At 53.9% G+C, this 19,130-nt stretch carries 21 protein-coding genes; 16 read left to right on the forward strand and 5 right to left on the reverse strand.

Annotated features, from left to right (window positions below; all coding sequences use genetic code 11):
• Positions 1-167: 167 nt before the first annotated feature.
• Complete coding sequence (locus tag R2K28_RS06980) at positions 168-881, forward strand: DUF481 domain-containing protein (RefSeq protein WP_316368711.1); 714 nt, start codon at positions 168-170, stop codon at positions 879-881.
• Between the two features lie 105 nt (positions 882-986).
• Complete coding sequence (locus R2K28_RS06985) at positions 987-1,151, forward strand: hypothetical protein (protein ID WP_316368712.1); 165 nt, start codon at positions 987-989, stop codon at positions 1,149-1,151.
• Positions 1,152-1,242: 91 nt separating this feature from the next.
• Here the strand turns inward: R2K28_RS06985 and R2K28_RS06990 are convergent, their stop codons facing one another.
• The 3 genes from R2K28_RS06990 to tsaA all read right to left on the reverse strand — a co-directional run bounded on the left by R2K28_RS06990 (position 1,243) and on the right by tsaA (position 6,333).
• On the reverse strand, positions 1,243-4,410 hold the full coding sequence (locus R2K28_RS06990) for an efflux RND transporter permease subunit (RefSeq protein WP_316368714.1): 3,168 nt from the start codon (positions 4,408-4,410) through the stop codon (positions 1,243-1,245).
• A gap of 26 nt (positions 4,411-4,436) precedes the next feature.
• Positions 4,437-5,561 carry an efflux RND transporter periplasmic adaptor subunit gene (locus tag R2K28_RS06995; protein WP_316368716.1) on the reverse strand — a complete coding sequence of 375 codons (1,125 nt, stop codon included), beginning with the start codon at positions 5,559-5,561 and terminating at the stop codon, positions 4,437-4,439.
• A gap of 319 nt (positions 5,562-5,880) precedes the next feature.
• The gene (gene tsaA, locus R2K28_RS07000; RefSeq protein ID WP_316368718.1) at positions 5,881-6,333 is read right to left on the reverse strand and encodes a tRNA (N6-threonylcarbamoyladenosine(37)-N6)-methyltransferase TrmO; all 453 of its coding nucleotides are present in this window, start codon (positions 6,331-6,333) and stop codon (positions 5,881-5,883) included.
• Positions 6,334-6,388: 55 nt separating this feature from the next.
• Here tsaA and R2K28_RS07005 point away from each other — a divergent pair, with 55 nt between their 5' ends.
• From R2K28_RS07005 to R2K28_RS07070, 14 genes are all read left to right on the forward strand, one after another.
• Positions 6,389-6,904, forward strand: coding sequence for a VOC family protein (locus tag R2K28_RS07005; protein WP_316368720.1), 516 nt, complete (start codon positions 6,389-6,391; stop codon positions 6,902-6,904).
• A gap of 39 nt (positions 6,905-6,943) precedes the next feature.
• Positions 6,944-7,384 (forward strand): DUF1499 domain-containing protein, encoded by a 441-nt coding sequence (locus R2K28_RS07010; RefSeq protein WP_316368722.1) that lies wholly within the window; start codon positions 6,944-6,946, stop codon positions 7,382-7,384.
• 61 nt (positions 7,385-7,445) lie between these two features.
• Positions 7,446-7,925 (forward strand): LabA-like NYN domain-containing protein, encoded by a 480-nt coding sequence (locus R2K28_RS07015; RefSeq protein ID WP_316368723.1) that lies wholly within the window; start codon positions 7,446-7,448, stop codon positions 7,923-7,925.
• Positions 7,926-7,945: 20 nt separating this feature from the next.
• On the forward strand, positions 7,946-8,641 hold the full coding sequence (locus tag R2K28_RS07020) for a type 1 glutamine amidotransferase (RefSeq protein ID WP_316368725.1): 696 nt from the start codon (positions 7,946-7,948) through the stop codon (positions 8,639-8,641).
• 255 nt (positions 8,642-8,896) lie between these two features.
• Positions 8,897-10,402 (forward strand): nitrogenase cofactor biosynthesis protein NifB, encoded by a 1,506-nt coding sequence (gene nifB / locus R2K28_RS07025; RefSeq protein WP_316368726.1) that lies wholly within the window; start codon positions 8,897-8,899, stop codon positions 10,400-10,402.
• 11 nt (positions 10,403-10,413) lie between these two features.
• Complete coding sequence (locus R2K28_RS07030; RefSeq protein ID WP_116446881.1) at positions 10,414-10,692, forward strand: ferredoxin; 279 nt, start codon at positions 10,414-10,416, stop codon at positions 10,690-10,692.
• Positions 10,693-10,726: 34 nt separating this feature from the next.
• Positions 10,727-10,945, forward strand: a complete 219-nt coding sequence (locus R2K28_RS07035; protein WP_316368729.1) for a hypothetical protein — start codon at positions 10,727-10,729, stop codon at positions 10,943-10,945.
• Positions 10,920-11,363: an ArsC/Spx/MgsR family protein gene (locus R2K28_RS07040; protein ID WP_316368731.1), complete on the forward strand. Its 444-nt coding sequence runs from the start codon at positions 10,920-10,922 to the stop codon at positions 11,361-11,363. Before R2K28_RS07035 ends, R2K28_RS07040 begins: the two co-directional genes overlap by 26 nt.
• On the forward strand, positions 11,360-12,643 hold the full coding sequence (locus R2K28_RS07045; protein ID WP_316368732.1) for an FprA family A-type flavoprotein: 1,284 nt from the start codon (positions 11,360-11,362) through the stop codon (positions 12,641-12,643). The genes R2K28_RS07040 and R2K28_RS07045 overlap by 4 nt, the downstream gene beginning before the upstream one ends.
• 63 nt (positions 12,644-12,706) lie before the next feature.
• Entirely contained in the window at positions 12,707-12,991 is a 285-nt protein-coding gene (locus R2K28_RS07050) for a 2Fe-2S iron-sulfur cluster-binding protein (RefSeq protein ID WP_116446885.1), read from the forward strand.
• Between the two features lie 25 nt (positions 12,992-13,016).
• Positions 13,017-13,373, forward strand: coding sequence for a 2Fe-2S iron-sulfur cluster-binding protein (locus R2K28_RS07055; protein WP_316368733.1), 357 nt, complete (start codon positions 13,017-13,019; stop codon positions 13,371-13,373).
• Positions 13,373-13,948 carry a nitrogen fixation protein NifQ gene (locus R2K28_RS07060; protein WP_316368734.1) on the forward strand — a complete coding sequence of 192 codons (576 nt, stop codon included), beginning with the start codon at positions 13,373-13,375 and terminating at the stop codon, positions 13,946-13,948. The genes R2K28_RS07055 and R2K28_RS07060 overlap by 1 nt, the downstream gene beginning before the upstream one ends.
• Positions 13,949-13,953: 5 nt before the next feature.
• Positions 13,954-14,901 (forward strand): ADP-ribosyl-[dinitrogen reductase] hydrolase, encoded by a 948-nt coding sequence (draG, locus tag R2K28_RS07065; RefSeq protein WP_316368735.1) that lies wholly within the window; start codon positions 13,954-13,956, stop codon positions 14,899-14,901.
• A gap of 225 nt (positions 14,902-15,126) precedes the next feature.
• Positions 15,127-16,581, forward strand: coding sequence for a protein adenylyltransferase SelO (locus tag R2K28_RS07070; RefSeq protein ID WP_316368737.1), 1,455 nt, complete (start codon positions 15,127-15,129; stop codon positions 16,579-16,581).
• Positions 16,582-16,969: 388 nt separating this feature from the next.
• Here R2K28_RS07070 and R2K28_RS07075 read toward each other — a convergent pair whose 3' ends face one another.
• Positions 16,970-17,938, reverse strand: a complete 969-nt coding sequence (locus R2K28_RS07075) for an NAD(P)-dependent alcohol dehydrogenase (RefSeq protein WP_316368738.1) — start codon at positions 17,936-17,938, stop codon at positions 16,970-16,972.
• A gap of 28 nt (positions 17,939-17,966) precedes the next feature.
• Entirely contained in the window at positions 17,967-19,118 is a 1,152-nt protein-coding gene (locus tag R2K28_RS07080; protein WP_316368739.1) for a M23 family metallopeptidase, read from the reverse strand.
• Positions 19,119-19,130: the final 12 nt, after the last annotated feature.

Here is a 19,130-nt window from a genome sequence, read left to right on the forward strand (position 1 = left end):
TAGTGTGCTTTTGAGCATACAGCGTGGTCATAGCTTGCAACAGGTTGGCATAGCCGGGTTTAATGTCGCGCTGAGCCAACCTGATGGTTTGCAGCATCAGGTGCCTAACGCAATTCAAACATGAGAACAAATTGGAATACGCCTCGCTTATGCCTTACAGAGATCACTTGACCAGACTGACATTATGCTTGTTCGCCACGATCTCCACTTCCCTCTTTGCCGAGGGAGAAAGGTGGAAACAAGATGTCGAAATGGGCATCAACGGCTCCACCGGCAATTCCGAATCCATAAGTCTGCATGCCGGGTACACCGGCAGTTACAAGGACCAGGACCATGGCTGGAAACTGGTCACCGCCTATGACAAGGCAAAGAGCGACGGAGTGGTATCGAGAAATCAGTTCTTCGCCGACCTGCTGAAGGATTGGTACTGGAATGACAATCCCTGGTTCGCCTTTGCCCAGGGTCGCTACGATTGGGATGAGTTCAAGGATTGGGATTACAGGCTTTCCGGTTCGACCGGTGTCGGTTATGAATTCTTCAACGACGACAACTGGTACCTGGTTGGCCGTATCGGTCTCGGTGGTAACAAGACCTATGGGGATGTGGATGAGGAGTTTACCCAAGAGGCTACCCTTGGGTTGGATGCAGCCTGGGCCATCTCGGAGCGGGAGTCGGTTGACTTCAAGACCACCTTCTATCCCAGCCTGGAGGAGGGGGGTGAATACCGCAACATTACCGCCTTCAATTGGAAGATGGCCATGTCGGAGCAGGGTAAGCTGGCGATGAAGATCGGTCTGATCAACGAGTACGATTCACTGGCTGCACCCGGCACCGAGCGAAGCGATTTCAAGTACAATCTCTCTCTGGTGTGGGGGCTTTGAGCCTTGGTTACTGGTGAGACATCGGGCAAGGCCCCCAGCGCCTAACGCGAAGCAGCGGCTGTTCATAGGATTGGCTAAAAAGAGTGCTAAACTAGCAGGCATACTATGTTCAAAAAGGAGTTTGAATGGAACGCGAGAAATTGCCATACACTGGGCCTGAACGGCGTATTGAGCAGCGTAGAAAAAAAGCCGATCGTCGGGAGCTTATCAGGTTCGAACTCGATAAAGGGCCTCGTCGGAGAGGTAGTGGACGTCGCCAGGGAGATATGAAGGACCTTTGGGATCGCTGTACACTATGATGTCCAGCCTGAATATCTCATCCATTTAAAGTACAACCTGTCTCTGGTGTTGGCTCTAAGTCTCAATCACTGTTGAGTGCCGGTACCGCATTCTCGGGTGCTTCGCTGGGAGCCTCGTCATCTTGTGGCATGTGAGTATGCTCCTTTGCCAGCAGGACATAGATCGACGGCAGCACGAAGAGGGTGAAGAGGGTACCGATGGCCATGCCGCCGACCAAAACCAGTCCGATGGAGTTTCGTGCCGCCGCCCCGGCGCCGGTTACCAGGATCAGGGGAAAATGGCCGGCAACCGTTGCCACCGTGGTCATCAACACCGGACGCAGGCGAGTCATCGCCGCCTCACGCACCGCATCGATCTTCGACTCTCCCTGCTCCTGCAGTTTGTTGGCGAACTCGACGATGAGGATGCCGTTCTTGGCAATCAGGCCGACCAGGGTGACCAGGCCCACCTGGGCATAGATGTTGAGGGTGGTGGTCCAGCCACTGGTCCAGAAGGGCATGTTGGGATTGGGCATCTTCAGGAAGGTGAACATCAGGGCGCCGAACATGGCCAATGGCACTGAGCCCAGGAGAATGATGAGCGGGTCGCGGAATGAGTTGAACTGTACTGCCAACGCCATGAAGATCATCACGATGGCCAGGGTGAAGGCCGGCAGGAACTTGTTCCCCTCATGGCGCAGCTGGCGCGACTCACCGGTGTAGTCCATGGTGTAACCGGGGGGCAGGATCTCCCGCGCCGCCTCTTCTAGTACAGTGAGTGCCTCATCCAGGGTGCGGTTGGTCATGCCCGAGAGCTTCACCGAGTTGAGCTGCTGGAAGCGGTTGAGGGAGCGGGGTACGGTGCTGTTCTCGATCTTCGCCACGCTATTCAGTGGGATCATCTCGCCTTCAGGGCCGTTTATGTAGATCTCGGTAAGCTGATCCGGGTTGAGTCGTTGGCTACGTTCGATCTGTGGAATCACCTTATAGCTGCGCCCCGCAATGTTGAAGCGGTTGACGTAATCGCCACCCAGGGCCGCGGCCATGTCGTTGCCGACCTGGTTGAGATCGAGCCCGAGGGCGCCGATCTTGTCCCGATCCAATACCACCTGGGCCTGGGGCTGATCGTATTTGAGATCGATCAGCGGCGGAAAGTGGAAGATGCCGCTTTCCGTGGCCTTGGTCTGTATCTGCTGGGCAAAGTCGAGCAGTCGCTTGGCGTCCCCGGTGGATGCGATGATGAACTCCACCGGGAAGTTGCTACCGCCGGGCAGGGCGGGGGGCGTGGTTGCGAAGATCTGGAATCCCGGGATCTGCGACAGCTTGGCCTGGATATCGGGCACGATCTCGAACACGGTGCGTTCACGGGGATCGTGCCAGGGCTTGACCACCATGCCGGAGAAGCCGTCGGTGTCATAGAGGGCGCCGACCGAGGGCGCGAGCAGAATCTGGAAGGTCAGATCCACCTCCTGAATACTGAGAAATGCCTCCTCCACCGCCTTGCCGTAAAACGCCTTCTGATTGGCGGTGGCGTTGGCCGGTGCATTGATGATGCCGAAGATTACACTCTGATCCTCTCCTGGTGCCAACTCCTTGGGCGACATGTTGTAGAGGGGGAAGGCAGCCGCAGCGACAGCGAGCCATATCACGTAGACGAAGGGGCGGGCGTTCAGGGTGTTGCCGATCATGCGGCCGTAGGCCAGGCGCAGGCGGTCGAAGTGGTGGTTGACCCAGCCGGTGAAGCCCTTCTCCTCATCCGCGGCATCGCGCAGCATTTGCGAACACATCATTGGTGACAGGGTCAAAGCGACGATGCCTGAGATGGTGACAGTACCGGCCAGGGTCAGGGCGAACTCGCGGAAGAGGGCGCCGGTAAGCCCACCTTGCAGGGCGATGGGAATGTAGACTGCCGCCAGGGTGATGGTCATGGCGATGATTGGACCCACCAGTTCCCGTGCACCGAGCAGGGCCGCATCCAGTTTGCTGCGACCCTCCCGCAGATGGCGTTCGATATTCTCCACCATGACGATGGCGTCATCCACCACCAGGCCCACGGAGAGCACGATGGCCAGCAGGGTGAGCAGGTTGAGGGAGAAGCCGAAGACCTGCATCAGAAAGATACTGCCGATCAGGGAAACCGGTATCGCGAACATGGGCACCAGGGCGGTTCGCATGGAACCCAGAAAGAGGAAGATGACCAGGATGACGATCATCAGGGTATCGCCCAGGGTCTTGGTGACCTCGGTGATGGCGTTGGCGATATATTCAGAGGCATCATAGCCGAGTTCAACCTCGAGGCCTGACGGCAGGTCGCGGGCGATGGCGTCGATCTCGGTGCGCACCCGCTTGATGACATCGATGGTATTGGCATTGGGTAGGGGGAAGATACCCATGAAGACGGCGGTCTGGCCCAGGTAGCTGACCGTTGTGTCGTAATCCTCCGCACCGAGGGTGACCTCGGCAATATCCCGCAGACGCACGATGGCATCGTCATGCTGCCGGATCACCAGGTGCTCGAACTCCTCCACCGTGTGCAGATCGGTGTTGGCGGTCAGGGTGGCCTGGACCAGAGAGCCCTTGGTGGTGCCGACGGCGGCGAGAAAGTTGTTGGCGGCCAGGGCCTGGCGCACCTGGGCCGGGCTGACATGATAGGCGGCCATCTTGTCCGGTTTCAGCCAGATGCGCATGGCGAAGGTGCGGGCACCGAATATTTCAGCCCGCTGCACCCCCGCAACAGCGGCCAGGCGGGGTTGGATGACCCGGATCAGATAGTCGGTGATCTCCGCCTGGGAGAGGATGTCGGAGGCGAAGCTGATGTAGGCGGCGGCGAACTCCGAGTCGGCCGACTGCACCGAGATCGCCGGTACCTGGGCCTCGGCGGGCAGCTCGTTACGTACCTGGTTAACCTTGGCAGTGATCTCCGCCAACGCCTTGGTGGGCTCATAGTTGAGCTTGAGGCGGGCGTTGATCATGGAGAAGCCCTGCAGGCTCTTGGATTCGATATAGTCGATACCGTCGGCCGATGCTATGGCCTGTTCCAGGGGTGTGGTGATGAATCCGCGTACCAACTCGGCGCTGGCGCCCACGTAGACCGTGGAGATGTTGATGGTGGCGTTGTCGCTACGGGGATATTGACGGATATTGAGACTGTTCCAGGCCTGTATACCGGCGATGACGATCAGCAGATTGATCACAATCGCAACCACCGGGCGCTGGATAAACAGATCGGTAAAGGCTTTCATCCTGGCCATCTCAATATCCTTTTGTCAGGGTCCGGTTACTCATTGGCGGGGTTGGGTTCCATCTGTGCATCCGGTGCCAGGGTGTTATTCACCACCACCGCCATCTTCGGCCGTAGCTTGAAGACGCCGCTGGTGACGACGCTATCACCCTCGTTGAGTCCAGTGACCACGGCAACGAAATCCCCCTGGGTGTCACCCAGGCGAACCACCTGCTGGCGCAGCACCTGCTGTTTTTTGCCACTGGCTTCATCCTCCACCTCGTCGATCACGAATACCGTGTCACCATAGGGGGCATAGAGGACGGCTGTGGCCGGGATAGCAAGTACCTCCTCATCATCTGCAAGCAATACCTCCACATTGGCGAACATGCCGGGCCGTAGCAGTTCACCCTCATTGGAGAACTTGGCCCTGACACGCACGCTGCGGGTCATCTGGTCGATTTCGGGATTCACCGCGAGAATCTTGCCACTGAAGACCTGGTCTGGGGCCGCATCGGTTCTGATGTGTACCTTGGTGCCAGGGATCAGGATGGAGTACTGCTGTTGGGGAAAAGAGAAGTCCACATAAATGGGATCGATTGTCTGCAAGGTCACAACAGGTGTGCCCTGTTCGATAATCTGACCCAGGTTGACCTGACGTAGACCAAGCTGACCGGCGAAGGGCGCTCGCAGGGTCTTCTTCGCAATGGTGGCACGTACATTGTCGACCTGGGCGGTGGCCTGTTTATAGTTGGCCTCGGCGCTGTCGAGGTCGGCTTGGGAGACAGTCTTGTTGGCACGCAAGTCCCGGTTGCGGTCCAGGTTGATCCGCGCCAGCTTGGCTGCCGCCTCTGCTGAACGGAGCTGTGCCTGCTCTGCGGTGATGTCGATTCGCACCAGCAGATCGCCTTTCTCAACCCGATCACCCGACTTGAAGGCGATCTCCTCGATCTTACCACCCAGTTCCGCGGAGACAGTTACCCCCTGCACTGCCACCAGTGAGCCGGTGGCGCTCACGGTGTTGGGCCAGCGCACGCTGCGGACCTGATCAGAGGTCACTGTCTCGGGGGGCATCTCCATCTGCGCCGCGCCCATGGTTTCGAATTGTTTCAGCTTGATGACGGTCGGTACCCCAATCAGGATAGCTAGACCTATCAACGTGAAAGCCAGTTTCTTTAACATATGGTTAACATCCGTGCACGATTCACTGGGCACCTAATGGTTGGATTGGCGACAATCTCTATAGTCTGCTAGGGATTATACAGGCAACATGAGAGATGACTTTGTTTTCAGCGCCAAGTTCCACCCACTATCAGATATTTCATTAATCACAATAAAAACATTGTGATCAAAGAGATGCCTGTCTTGGATTTGACATAGGAGTGGAACGCGATAATGCATCCCTGAACCATCTTCAGAGAAGATAGTGGCTACGCTGTACAATACCTTACAGCATCACTATCTAATAGACCAGATTTCTCTGTGTCCATGCCATGCCAATTTAGGGTTTTATGTCGAGTACCGGGGTATTTGGAAAGGCATCGATTTCATCGATCTCAATCCTGTTGCCCTGTATAGAAATAATACGGCAACGGCTTAGGGCGATCAGGTTAGGCCTGACCGGTGCACGGGTGGCGAAGACGCCACGCATGGGGTTATCCGGATTGCCGCGGGGGTGGACCTGCAGGATCCTGCGCTGCTTCGGTGTATCGTTGCGATCGAACCAGTAGAGCACCCAGATGGCGTCGAACTGATCCAGGCCGAGTAGCGCAGGCATATATGCCTCATCCACCTCGATAACCGTTTTGCCTCCCTGCTTGCGAACCCAGCCGATGGGCCAAACCTCGTAGGAAGGGGAGTGGTCTTGGTGAAAGGTATCATCATCAGCACTGCTGTCTGCCAGACAGAGCGGCATAACGGATAGGATTAGTATCAATAGTCTTGTGGGCGTCATAGATCAGGTTCCATATTGGATATGACGGAGAGCATTATAACTCAACATTTATAGTATGTTTGAGGATCCAGCAGATAGCCTGCGCATTCTGGTAAAATGCTCCAAGAAATGTTCTATTGTAGTTTCGATTCAAACAAAGGGATGCCTGCATGCCAGGCAATTCAAATCGCCTTTAGGCAAGGAGATCATCATGGCCGACAATCCAGTGGCTTGGTTCGAAATATACGTAAACGAAATGAAAAGAGCCAAAAGGTTTTACGAATCTGTTCTTGCGGTTGATCTGGAAAAGCTGAATGATCCGAATGATTCGGGCATCGAAATGTGGTCTTTTCCGTCTGATGTACAGGAATATGGAGCTACTGGTGCCCTGGTGAAAATGGATGGCTTTGCCGCTGGAGGTAACAGCACCTTGGTCTACTTCTCTTGTGAGGACTGTGCAGTTGAAGAGTCTCGAGTTGAAGCTGCAGGTGGGAAAATCCATCAAGCGAAGATGTCGATTGGTGAGTATGGCTTCATATCTCTCGCGATAGATACTGAGGGCAATATGTTTGGCCTGCATTCCATGAAGTAATATGGATTATATCCAAATGATTATAAAGGGGTATGAGTGGTGAAAAAGAGACTACCCGTTGTTTTGGTGGTTTTGATAATTTTAACAGGATGCTCAGGAACCATGCCAAAATTGGGTGTAAATAACGGCCGACTGATGCAATGCCCGGAAACGCCAAACTGCGTTAGCAGTCAGGCAACAGATGAACAGCATTACATTCAACCCATCCAGTTTATGGGCACACAGCAAGAGGCGCAAGGCGCTCTCTTGAAGATGCTTGAAACATGGAAGAGAACAAAGATCATAGTGACTCAGGAAGAATATATTCGAGCAGAGTTTGCATCCATGATATTTCGATTTGTTGATGATGTGGAGTTTTATTTGTCATCGATAAAAGCGGATGAAACAGTCATACATGTCCGTTCTGCTTCCCGTGTAGGGTATTCAGACTTTGGCGTCAACCGAAAACGAATTGAACAGATCCGAAGTCAATTGAAGTAGTCCGCGAATGAACGCAAATGCAGGGGATCTCTGCATTATATCGATCTCGAACTGAGTGTTTATGCAAAAAGTTACCATACTTGTTGATGTTCAAAATATCTATTACACAACCAAACAAGCTTATGGCCGGAATTTTGATTACAATCTGTTTTGGAGAAAGGCAACCTCAGGTCGGGAGGTGATAAAGGCAATAGCTTACTCATGTGATAAGGGTGATCAGAAACAACGACAGTTTCAAAATATACTCAAGGCTATTGGCTTTGAAGTTAAATTAAAATCCTATATCCAAAGATCCGATGGTTCCGCTAAATGTGATTGGGATGTTGGTATAACCATCGATGCCATGGAACATGGAAAAGAGTCCGACATTGTAGTGTTGGTTTCAGGGGATGGGGATTTTGCTCTGTTGGTTGAAAAGTTGCGAACGGCCTATGGTAATTCCGTAGAGGTATATGGGGTCCCTCAATTGACAGCGTCAGCGTTAATCAATGCAGCATCAAAGTACCAAGCAATAGAAAGTGATTTGCTGCTAAACAAGTAGTATCAGATAAAGTATAGAAAATGCGTGCACTCTATTTACAACATGTTCCTTTCGAAGGCTTGGGCAGTATCGAAATATGGTTACAGAGTGCGGGTTGCGAGATAACAAACACCAGGTTATATGAATCAGACGAACTTCCGGAGGTCGATGAGGTTGACTTGCTTGTGATCATGGGCGGGCCCATGAGTGTCAACGATACAACTGACTATCCCTGGCTCGTAAAAGAGAAGGAATTTATAAAGAGTGTAATTGATTCAGGCAAGCCGGTTTTAGGTATATGTTTAGGTGCACAACTTATCGCTAGTTCCTTGGGGGCTGATATCTATTCTAATTCAGTGAAGGAGATCGGTTGGTTTCCCATTCAGGCGGTAAGGTCTGATAACAAGGCGTTATTCCAGTTTCCTGAAGAAGCAGTAGTATTTCATTGGCATGGTGAGACATTTGATCTACCTTCAGGGGCAACCCAAATCGCTGCAAGCAAGGTCTGCAGAAACCAGGCCTTTCAGATTGGCGCAAATGTTATCGGACTTCAATTTCACCTCGAAACAACCCCCGCTTCAGCACAAGCGATAGTTGAGCATTGTGCTGCTGAGTTGGTTGATGGCGAATATATTCAAACTGAAACAGAGATATTAGCCGCTTCGCCAGAGCTATATCACTCGATAAACGGTCTCATGGAGAGAGTCCTTGAATACATCACAAGGGATAACTGTTAACAGATTGCCAGCCTGAAGATAGCAACAGATAGAGAGAAGGACTTCATGACTGCCTAGGAGGATTTCTCCCCTGTAATGGATACGACAGGAACCCTCCATCACTCTGTATCCAATCCGACATTTACCCAACTGTACTTTCGATAAAATCAATTAACTCAATAAGATACGACCATCGAGCAAAGGCGGCACGCGGATTGCATCTAGCCTCTTGAAACCGACATTAACCCGTATGGGTCATGATTTGGAGGCAAAGTGATGGAATTGAAGGTGATTGGTCAAAGTGCGGCGCCAAGCGAGAGCGGCTGTAGTTCTTCCGGATGTGGCGGCTCCAGCGACCAGCTCTCGCATCTGCCGGAGAACATACGCCAAAAGGTCCAGGATCATCCCTGTTACTCGGAGGACGCCCACCACCATTTCGCACGCATGCACGTAGCGGTGGCGCCGGCCTGTAACATCCAGTGTCACTACTGCAACCGCAAGTACGACTGCGCCAACGAGTCCCGTCCCGGGGTGGTCTCCGAACTGCTGACCCCGGACCAGGCGGTGAAAAAGGTCATGGCGGTGGCTGCCAATATTCCGCAGATGACGGTACTTGGCATCGCCGGTCCCGGTGATCCTCTGGCCAATCCGGAGCGCACCTTCGAGACCTTCCGTCAGCTCACCGAGAAGGCCCCCGATATCAAACTCTGTGTCTCCACCAATGGCCTCTCCCTACCTGACCAAGTGGAAGAGCTGAGCAAGCACAACATCGACCATGTCACCATCACCATCAACTGCGTGGACCCGGAGATAGGTGCCAAGATCTATCCCTGGATCTTCTGGAACAACCGCCGTATCAAGGGCAAGAAGGGCGCCAGGATTCTTATCGAGCAGCAGCAGAAGGGGCTCGAGATGCTGACTGAGAAGGGCATCCTGGTGAAGGTCAACTCGGTGATGATCCCCGGTGTCAACGACCAGCACCTGGAAGAGGTGAGTAAGGTGGTGAAGGCCAAGGGCGCCTTCCTGCACAATGTGATGCCGCTCATCGCTGAGGCGGAGCACGGCACCTTCTACGGTGTCATGGGTCAGCGTGGTCCCACTCACGACGAACTGCAGACCCTGCAGGACAAGTGCGCCGGCGACATGAACATGATGCGCCACTGCCGTCAGTGCCGCGCCGATGCGGTGGGCATGCTTGGCGAGGACCGGGGTGATGAATTCACCATGGACAAGGTGGAGAGCATGGATGTGGACTATGAAGCGGCCATGGCGAAGCGGGCCGAGTATCAGGCGGCTGCCCTGGCGACCCTGGAGGCGCAGCGTAACAACACCGGCGAAAGTTTCGTCTCTCTCTCTTCCCTGAAGGTGAATAAGAAACAGACCCGTCCGGTGTTGATGGCGGTGGCTACCAGCGGTGGTGGCGTCATCAACCAGCACTTCGGCCATGCCAAGGAGTTCCTTGTCTACGAGGCCTCTGCTACCGATGTGCGCTTCATCGGTCATCGCAAGGTCGATCTCTACTGTAGCGGAGGCGACACCTGCGGCGATGCGGAAACCACCCTGCAGAAGATCATCCGTGCCCTGGAGGGTTGCGAGGCGGTGCTCTGTTCCAAGATCGGTTACGAACCCTGGGAGCAGTTGGAAGAGGCAGGTATCCAACCCAATGGGGAGCATGCCATGGAGCCTATCGAGGAAGCGGTAGCCGCGGTCTATGCGGAAATGGCTGACAACGGTCAACTGGATCAACCCAGGGTGTCCGAGCAACTGCAGGCCGCTACCTGAGGAGAGCAATCATGGCTTACGCGATTATCGAAACCTGTGTCAACTGCTGGGCCTGTGAACCGCTATGCCCGAGCAAGGCGATCTTTGAAGCGCGTCCCCACTTTCTGATCGATGCCAAGAAGTGCACAGAGTGCGAGGGGGATCACGCCGATCCCCAGTGCGTCAGCATCTGTCCCATCGAAGGGGCCATTCTTAACGGCATTGGCGAGGCGGCCAATCCCCCTGGATCCCTGACCGGTATTCCGCCGGAGAAGTTGGCGGAGGTGATGGCCGAGATCCAGGCGCGATAGCGGTATAACCGATTTTGTATTTAAGGAGAAGCACATGCGTTACCCAGATCATGATCCACAACTCCAGTTGATAACTGTACCGAGGGACAGTGGCATCAATCCAGGTCGGCGTTGGTTCAGCCAGATAGTGATGCAGTGTGCCCATCCGGCACTGCAGGGTAAGCCCGATTGGGTACATCTGCCCGACCGGGTGTGGCGGCGAAACTCAGCGCTCTTGATGAGTCTGCATGATTGTAAACGAGTCGATGACTGATCTGGTTTTCTATGCAAAACCCGGTTGTGTGGGGAACCTGAGACAACAGAAGCTACTGCGCAGCCAGGGTGTCGATTTTGTGGTGCGTGACCTGATCAGCGAAGCCTGGTCGGGGCAGCGGCTGCGCCCCTATTTCTGCGATAAGCCTGTAGCGGAGTGGTTCAACACTACGTCGCCCAGAGTGAAGTCAGGGGAGCTCCCTATCGATGCATTGAGTGAAGCAGAGGCATTGGCGCTGATGATCGCCGACCCGATCCTCATCCGTCGGCCCCTGCTCGAATTTGGCGAGCTCAGACAGTCAGGCTTTGAAGCTGGATCTGTTCTGCAGGCATTGGGTGTCGTCTTGAATGCCGCTGAGAAGCTGCAGGATTGTCCCATGCAGGATGAAGTGTCCATTGCATGCGAGGCACCAGGATGAACAACAATATCGATGTTTCCACTCATCGCAAGGCCGTCGAACTTGCCGACGATGTCTACTGGATAGGTGCGCTCGATCCAACCCTCAGGACCTTCGATATCATCCTCAGCACCGCCAATGGCACCACCTATAATGCCTATCTTATCCGCGGCAGTGAGGGGGTTGCGGTTGTCGACACGGTGAAGGAGAACTTCAGTGATGAGTTCTTTGCGCGGCTGGAGTCTGAAGTGGACTACAGCGAGATCAAGGTCATCGTGCTCAATCACCTGGAGCCGGATCACACCGGCGCACTGCCTGAATTGATGCGTCGGGCACCCCAGGCAAAACTCTACATTTCACAACGGGCCACCTCGATGTTGAAGGCCCTGTTGAAACCGTCCAACGAATCCTTCGAGTATACGACGGTCAATACCGGTGATAGCGTTAGCCTGGGTGATCGTACCCTGAGCTTTCTGCATACACCCTTTCTACATTGGCCCGATACCCAGTGCACCTATCTGGAAGAGGAGGGGATTCTCTTTTCCGGGGATGTCTTTGGGTGTCACTATTGCGATAAGCGCCTGTTCAACGACCGGGTCGGGGACTTCCGCTTTTCCTTCGATTACTACTATGCCCACATTATGCGTCCCTTCAAAAAGCATGTGATGGATGCGTTGAAGCTTATCGAACCTCTGACCCTGAAACAGATTGCACCCACCCACGGACCGATTCTTCGCGAGCGGCCCAGGCGTTACGTCACCCACTACCGGGAACTCTCCACATCCAGTCTGACCCGGGAGATCGGATCGGATGACCACTCGCTGGTGATCTTCTACATGAGCTCCTATGGCAATACAGCGCGCATGGCCGAGGAGATCAGTGCAGGCGCAGGCAGTGTGGAGGGGGTGCGTGTCTCGATCTACGACCTGGAGGGCGGGGAGACCGATCCCTTTGTCGATCTTATCGAGGAGGCGGATGCCCTGCTGTTCGGTTCCCCCACCATCAACGGTGATGCGGTAAAGCCGGTTTGGGATCTGCTCTCGTCACTGGCCGTGGTCAACCTGAAAGGAAAGATCGGCGGCGCCTTCGGATCCTTCGGCTGGAGCGGGGAGGCGGTGCGCATGATCGAGGATCGCATGCGTGGGCTGAAGATGCATATCCCCCATGAAGGGATGCGGGTCAAGTTGATACCTACCGATGAGGAGTTGCAGGGCTGCCACTCCTTCGGTCGGCAGATAGCAGAGGTGCTGATAGGCAAGCATCAGGAGAAGGCGGTGATCGACTTTGCGGATCTTGTTTGAGACCTCTTTGAAACAAAACAATCATGAAATGAATTTTAACGTTAACCCTTAAGGTGAAAAGCTATGGCTAAAGCAAAAGTAACATTCGAGGATATCGAACAGACGGTGAATGTACCTGCGGGTACCCGTGTGATCGAGGTATCGGAAAAAATCGGTGCAGGCATCATTTACGGCTGTCGCGAAGGCGACTGCGGGACTTGCATGATGCATGTCACAGATGGGTGGAACAACCTGACCGAACCCTCCGTCCTGGAGGAGAAGATCCTCAAGGAGAACATGGCGAGCCGTCACGACCGTCTGGCCTGTCAGGCACAGGTTCTGGGTGACTGTAAAGTCAAGCCTGCCTAAATAACCGAAACCGAGAGAAAGCAAGATGCCTTTAATTACCTTTACCAATCCCGAATACAAGGACAAGACGGTATATGCCGTGGCCGGCAGTTTTACCGAGACAGTCCTTAAGATTGCCAAGACCAACAAGATCCCGATCAGTTTCGATTGTGGAGATGGTGACTGCGGCAGCTGCGTCATCCGTGTGAAATACATCGGCGACACCGAACCGATGGGCTATCACCTGGAAGAGAAGGAGAAGAAGGTGCTGCGCGAACTGGGCAAGGTCAGCAAGGAGGAGTTGGAGAAGATGATCGTGGACGATCTCCCCAGCGAATGGCGCCTGGCCTGTCAGTTTATCCCCAGGGATGAGGATATCGTCGTCGAGTACGAGGCAGTCTGATGGCCATGCCTGCTTTGGCAAGCGAGACCCTGAGCGATCTCCATGCCAGGCTGATGGATGCGCGTCGTGGTGAACCTGTCGAGGAGATCCTGGCGCGCATGCTCTCCTCCTGGGCCTTGGGCGAGGGTGCTATGCCCCTATGGCTGGGCCTGGGTGAAGTGGAGTATCGCCGTATGATGGCCTACCACTTTCCCGGCTTCGATGCCCATGCCTTGATGGAGCGGGCACAGGCTATGGATCCCGAGCGCCAGGACGAGATGGATGACCTGAAAAAACTCTTGCTGGTCAATCGCAGCGGTATCTCGTCGTCGGAGACCTGGATGGCGGATATCCTGGTTGCCGGATGCATGGGCAGTGACCATATGTGGCAGGACCTGGGACTATGGCAGCGTGCCGATCTGTCGCAGCTGATGCTGACCTGCTTCAGGCCGCTGGCAAAACGTAACGACCGTGACATGAAATGGAAGAAGTTCCTCTATAAACAGCTCTGCGAAACCGAGGGGATCTATACCTGCCGTTCTCCCAGTTGCGAGGTCTGCGTGGACTATGACAACTGCTTCGGCAGTGAAGAGTAGTTTTGATGTCACCCTTGATCGGCCTCACGCAGACGAAGCCAGATCCAGCGCTACTGACCAGTGAGCAGCGGGCCATGGGTGCCTATATCGGTCTTGCCGTGGGTGATGCGCTGGGCGCTACCACCGAGTTTCTCACGCCCCGGGAGATCAAGGAAAAACATGGTGTCCATGACAAGATCATTGGCGGCGGATGGCTGCGCCTGAAGGCCGGGCGGGTTACCGACGACACGGAGATGAGCCTGGCGCTGGGTGAATCGATACTCGACCACCAGGGGGTCGAGGCAAAGGCAGTGGCAGAGGCATTCAGCCAATGGATGCGTAAAAAACCGGTGGACATCGGCAACACTGTCAGGCGTGGGATTGTCCACTACCGCAATTCGGGAGAGACCGCGGTAGCAGTGAACGAGTTCGATGCCGGAAACGGCGCCTGCATGCGTTCCCTGGGCATATCACTTTTTTACTGCGATGCCCCGCAAAGAGAGCGCTTGGAGGCCTCCCGTGCTCAATCCCATATCACACATAACAACCCCATGGCGGATGCCGGTACCGAGACAGTGGTGGAGATGGTTGTCGCCGCACTGAAGGGCTGGCACAAATCCCGCCTCGAGGAGATGGCAGCCTCACTGGTTACCCGGTTTCCTCTCTATCGATACGACAGGCGGCGGGTGGAGAATCCCAGTGGTTATATCGTGGAGACCTTGCAGGTCGTTTTTCAGGCCTTGTTTGCCAATGACAGCTTTGAAGATATTCTCATCGATGTGGTCAACCGGGGTGGGGACGCTGACACTACCGGGGCCATTGCCGGTATGTTGGCGGGGGCTTACTATGGTCAAAACCTAATACCTGTACGTTGGCACAAGGGTCTGGATGTCAAGGTGATGATGGAGTGTCGAAATCAGGCGCTCAAACTGTTGGCAGCAGGCAAGCAGCAATTTCCCACTCCAAAACAGTGAATATTCGCCAAGCAACAGCAGTGGATATCGATGCCATGTCGATCCTGCTCGATCAACTGTTCACTATTGAGCAGGACTTTACCCCTTAGGATTTATAGGCTATCGAAGCGTAGGGTATGGTTTGCCGCACCGCAATCATTGCTCATGATATTGAGCAATTCGGGGATGGTTTATCCCACATCCTACATGGATTAAGTCAACCTGGGGTTATGCTATGTTGAAAGAATGAAACTCACCAACAGCTACGTCCGCCTGGGCGAGAACTTTTATGAAAGCACTCAGCCGGAACCGGTAAATGATCCCAAGATGTTTCTTTGGAACAGCAGCCTGGCCGGAGAACTGCCATTACTGGAAGAATTAAACTTATCGGAACAGGAATTGGCAGAGCTATTCTCGGGCAACAAACTCCTACCGGGTTCAGAGCCTATCGCATTGGCCTATGCAGGCCACCAGTTCGGTCACTTCGTGCCCCAACTTGGCGACGGACGCGCCCATATCATCGGCGAGATTGCCGATCACTCCGGTGAAAGAAGAGATATCCAGTTAAAGGGGTCCGGGCAGACATCGTTCTCCCGTAGCGGCGACGGACGCTATGCCCTGGGGCCCGCGATCAGGGAGTACATCATGGGCGAGGCCATGCACGTCCTGGGCATACCGACGACCCGCAGCCTGGCGGTGACCACAACGGGTGAACCAGTCTATCGTGAAACAGTACAACCGGGCGCGGTACTGACTCGCATCGCATCCAGCCACCTGCGTGTGGGCACCTTCGAATATTTCGCCGCAAGACAAAATCATCAGGCGATTGAGCAACTCTGCGATTTCGCCATCAAGCGTCACTATCCCGAACTGCAGGAGGGTGGTGGTGAACGCTTCCTGCAGCTGTTCGACAAGGTCATGGAAGGCCAGATCGAGCTGGTGGTCGAATGGCTCCGGGTGGGTTTCATTCACGGTGTCATGAACACTGACAACACGGCCATCTCAGGGGAGACCATCGACTATGGCCCCTGCGCCATGATGGGCAGTTATAATCCGAAGACCGTCTTCAGCTCCATCGACCGGGATGGACGCTACGCGTTTGGCAATCAGCCCGCCATCGTGCAATGGAATATGGCGCGTTTCGCGGAGACCTTGTTACATCTGATAGACAAGGACGAAAAGCAGGCCATCGATACCTTGGGATCCCGCCTGGAAAACTTTTCCGGGCAATTCAAACAACGTTATCTGCAGATGATGGGTCGTAAACTCGGCCTCTCTCAAATCATGTCAAGTGATGATGCGTTGATATTCGGACTATTGGATCGACTTGAACAGAAACAGCTCGATTACACCACGGGGTTTGATCGCCTGACTCAATCCTTATCATCCCAATCAGTAGAACAAAAAATGCTTGATGAGTTGGGAAGCTGGTATCCCGCTTGGCGTCAACGCCTGGAAAGCCAACAGGAAAACAGTGAGGCAATACAGGAATGCATGCGACAGGCCAACCCTGTCGTGATCCCCCGAAACTATCATATGGAGCAGGTCATCCAGGAGTGCCTGGAGAGTGGTGACGCCAGTGTCGCGGAAGTATTTCTGGATGTTTTGCGATCCCCCTATCAATCAACAAATAAGACATTGCAGTTTCAGGTTGTGCCAGAAGATGCTGATGTTGGTTATCAGACGTTTTGTGGTACTTGAAGCCTATAGATGGCTATCCACCAGGTGATGGAGTTAACCATTCTACATTCTAAGTATGCTTACAGCACTTTATCTGGCACTCACATCATTGGGAGTCCTGTTAGGATTCATCACTAAGGGAATTATCAGCCCTGAGCATTGGTATCTTTTGCTACTCCTTGCAGCAGGGGCATTCACCATTCATGGGGTCATCCTTGATCCTGGCATTGGTTATTCCAACAACTCATTAGCCAGTGACCCTGTCTCGCGCCGCATACTCCCCGGCGATACTGCGAACTTCCGTTTGTACGCCTGTCCATACCCTGATCTCTGAATGCTGACAAAATCCTGAGCAAACTGTCATAAATTGAAATCAGAAAAGAAGCCCTGGGATACGCAGTGGAATCGACTAATTTTTTATAGTAATGATGACTTTACCTTTGTGCAGCCCACTATCGAAGTAGCGGAAGGCCTCCGGGGTCTCCTCCAATGGGTAGGTTGCGTCGATAACAGGTTTGATATTTCCGGCCTCCATATAAGACCTGAGATCTCCGAGGCCTTTGTTGGGACCCTCAGCCACCAAGCAGAATTTTCTGCTTTCGCCGGTTATTCGACCAATATAATCCTGTAACAGGACCGGGATGATCCTTGTGCCGCCAATCATGGCGTAGGTAGTATCGGGTAACAGGGCGTTCTTATAGTCGGCTATGGAGCGATTGCCGTGACAATCGATTATCAGGTGGTAGCGCTCTCCGGTTTTGGTGAAATCGGTCTGCTTGTAATCGATGACATGGTCAGCGCCGGTTGCCATGACAACCTCCAGTTTATGGGCTGCATCGACACCGGTTACTTCCGCACCGGCAAGCTTGGCCAATTGGATGGCAAAGGTGCCGACACCCCCGCCGGCACCATTGATCAATACCCGCTGATCCGGTTGTAACGGTGGGGCTTTGCGAATCCCCTGCAAGGCGAGGACGCCGGCTTGGGGAACAGCGGCCGCCTGTGCGAAGGTCGATCCTTCGGGTTTGATTTGCATGGCGCTCTCTTGTGCGCAGGCATATTCCGCAAAGCCGCCCCAGCTCTCCCACAGGTCGCCAAACACTTCATCCCCAGGCTTGAATCGGGTCACCCGGCTTCCAACTTCTTCAACCGTCCCCGCGATGTCGGCGCCAAGCACCTGTTTGCGGGGATTTGGTTTGAATAGTCCAAAGAACATGCGATTGGGAAAGGTGCCGCTGAGGTATTCCCAGTCCCATGAGTTGATCGAGGAGGCATGAACCTTCACCAGCAGTTCATTCTCTTTGGGGGAGGGTGTCGGGATCTCTGTCAGGTGCAACTCGGCTGGTGATCCATATTGAGAGAATAGAATCGCTTTCATGAAATCCTTTTTCCAATTCCTTCCTGCATCACCTGGTGTAGTACCTTGCGTCGTCGGTAAACCCGGTGATGTCTGAAGAGGTCTGTCCGTGGAAGATCTCGACCTTTAGCCGTCTCGTCTCCATAAGTTGTACGAGTACAACCGCATCGATAAAGCTGTAGTTGTCCATGCTCAGGCCCTGGGTGAAACTCAGGCGGTCCCAGGGTACAGCGCCGTCATAGTATTCATAGCTGACCAGGTCATATTTGACCAAGCCACTGGAGAGAGTGACATTAGCCGGGTCCGGTGTGTTGCCGAGAACGCCGAACTGCCGCTGTTCCCCCGCATAATCTCCGAAAGAGGCGATAATGTGATCGGGAACGATATAGTCGTAGGAAAAGGATAGATGTCCCAGCCAGTAGTTATTGGGATCAAGGCCGGCATAACCATTGGTGTTTTCCAGGAACCAGTTGCCTACCAGATGGCCGTCGATGTCGTGATCGATTTTTCCGCCTACCGGCTCAACCGTGCGCAGGGACTTGGATAACAGGGTCTGACGTATAGTGTCATTGAAGTAGTCAAAGGGATCCGGGGTATGAATCTTCCAAGGTTCTGCCGTGTAGCTGTCGGGATTGATAAAACCCGAAAGGGTTATATCGTTGTCAACCAGATTATAATCCACCGAGCCCGAATAACTGCCCAGGATCTCACCCGCCGATACGCTGATGTCTGTGTTGACGTATTGACCATTCGCCGGTGCATGAAGCGCCAATTTGTCAGAGAGATTATCCACGTGGATGTAGATCGATTGGATGGTATCGCTATGATCGATGACAAACCGATAGTCATCATTGTTGAAGTTCCCCATGTGCTGGATACTGCTTACAGTGCCATCAGCAGGTGCATAGACATCGATCTCTATTGTTTCTGTACCACCAAAATCGGGTGATACATAGTACTGGTGATCGATGGGCGTTACGTGGTTACCGATCATACCGCCCAGGGGAAGGATGAACTCAATTTCGGAGAGGTCGACCGGGGGATACTCGAAGCGGGAGAATTGGGTTACTTCATTGGCTGGTGAGTCACTGCTGCCGCCACCGCCACCGCCACCACAAGCTGTCAATAGCAACAGGCACAATCCCGTAATCGTTAGGTGGAAGAGTCTTTTACCGGTAGCCTGAGGTGCCGGGGTATACATCGAACACCGCCC

It is taken from the genome of Candidatus Thiodiazotropha sp. CDECU1 (genome assembly GCF_963455295.1).
Lineage (GTDB): Bacteria > Pseudomonadota > Gammaproteobacteria > Chromatiales > Chromatiaceae > Thiodiazotropha.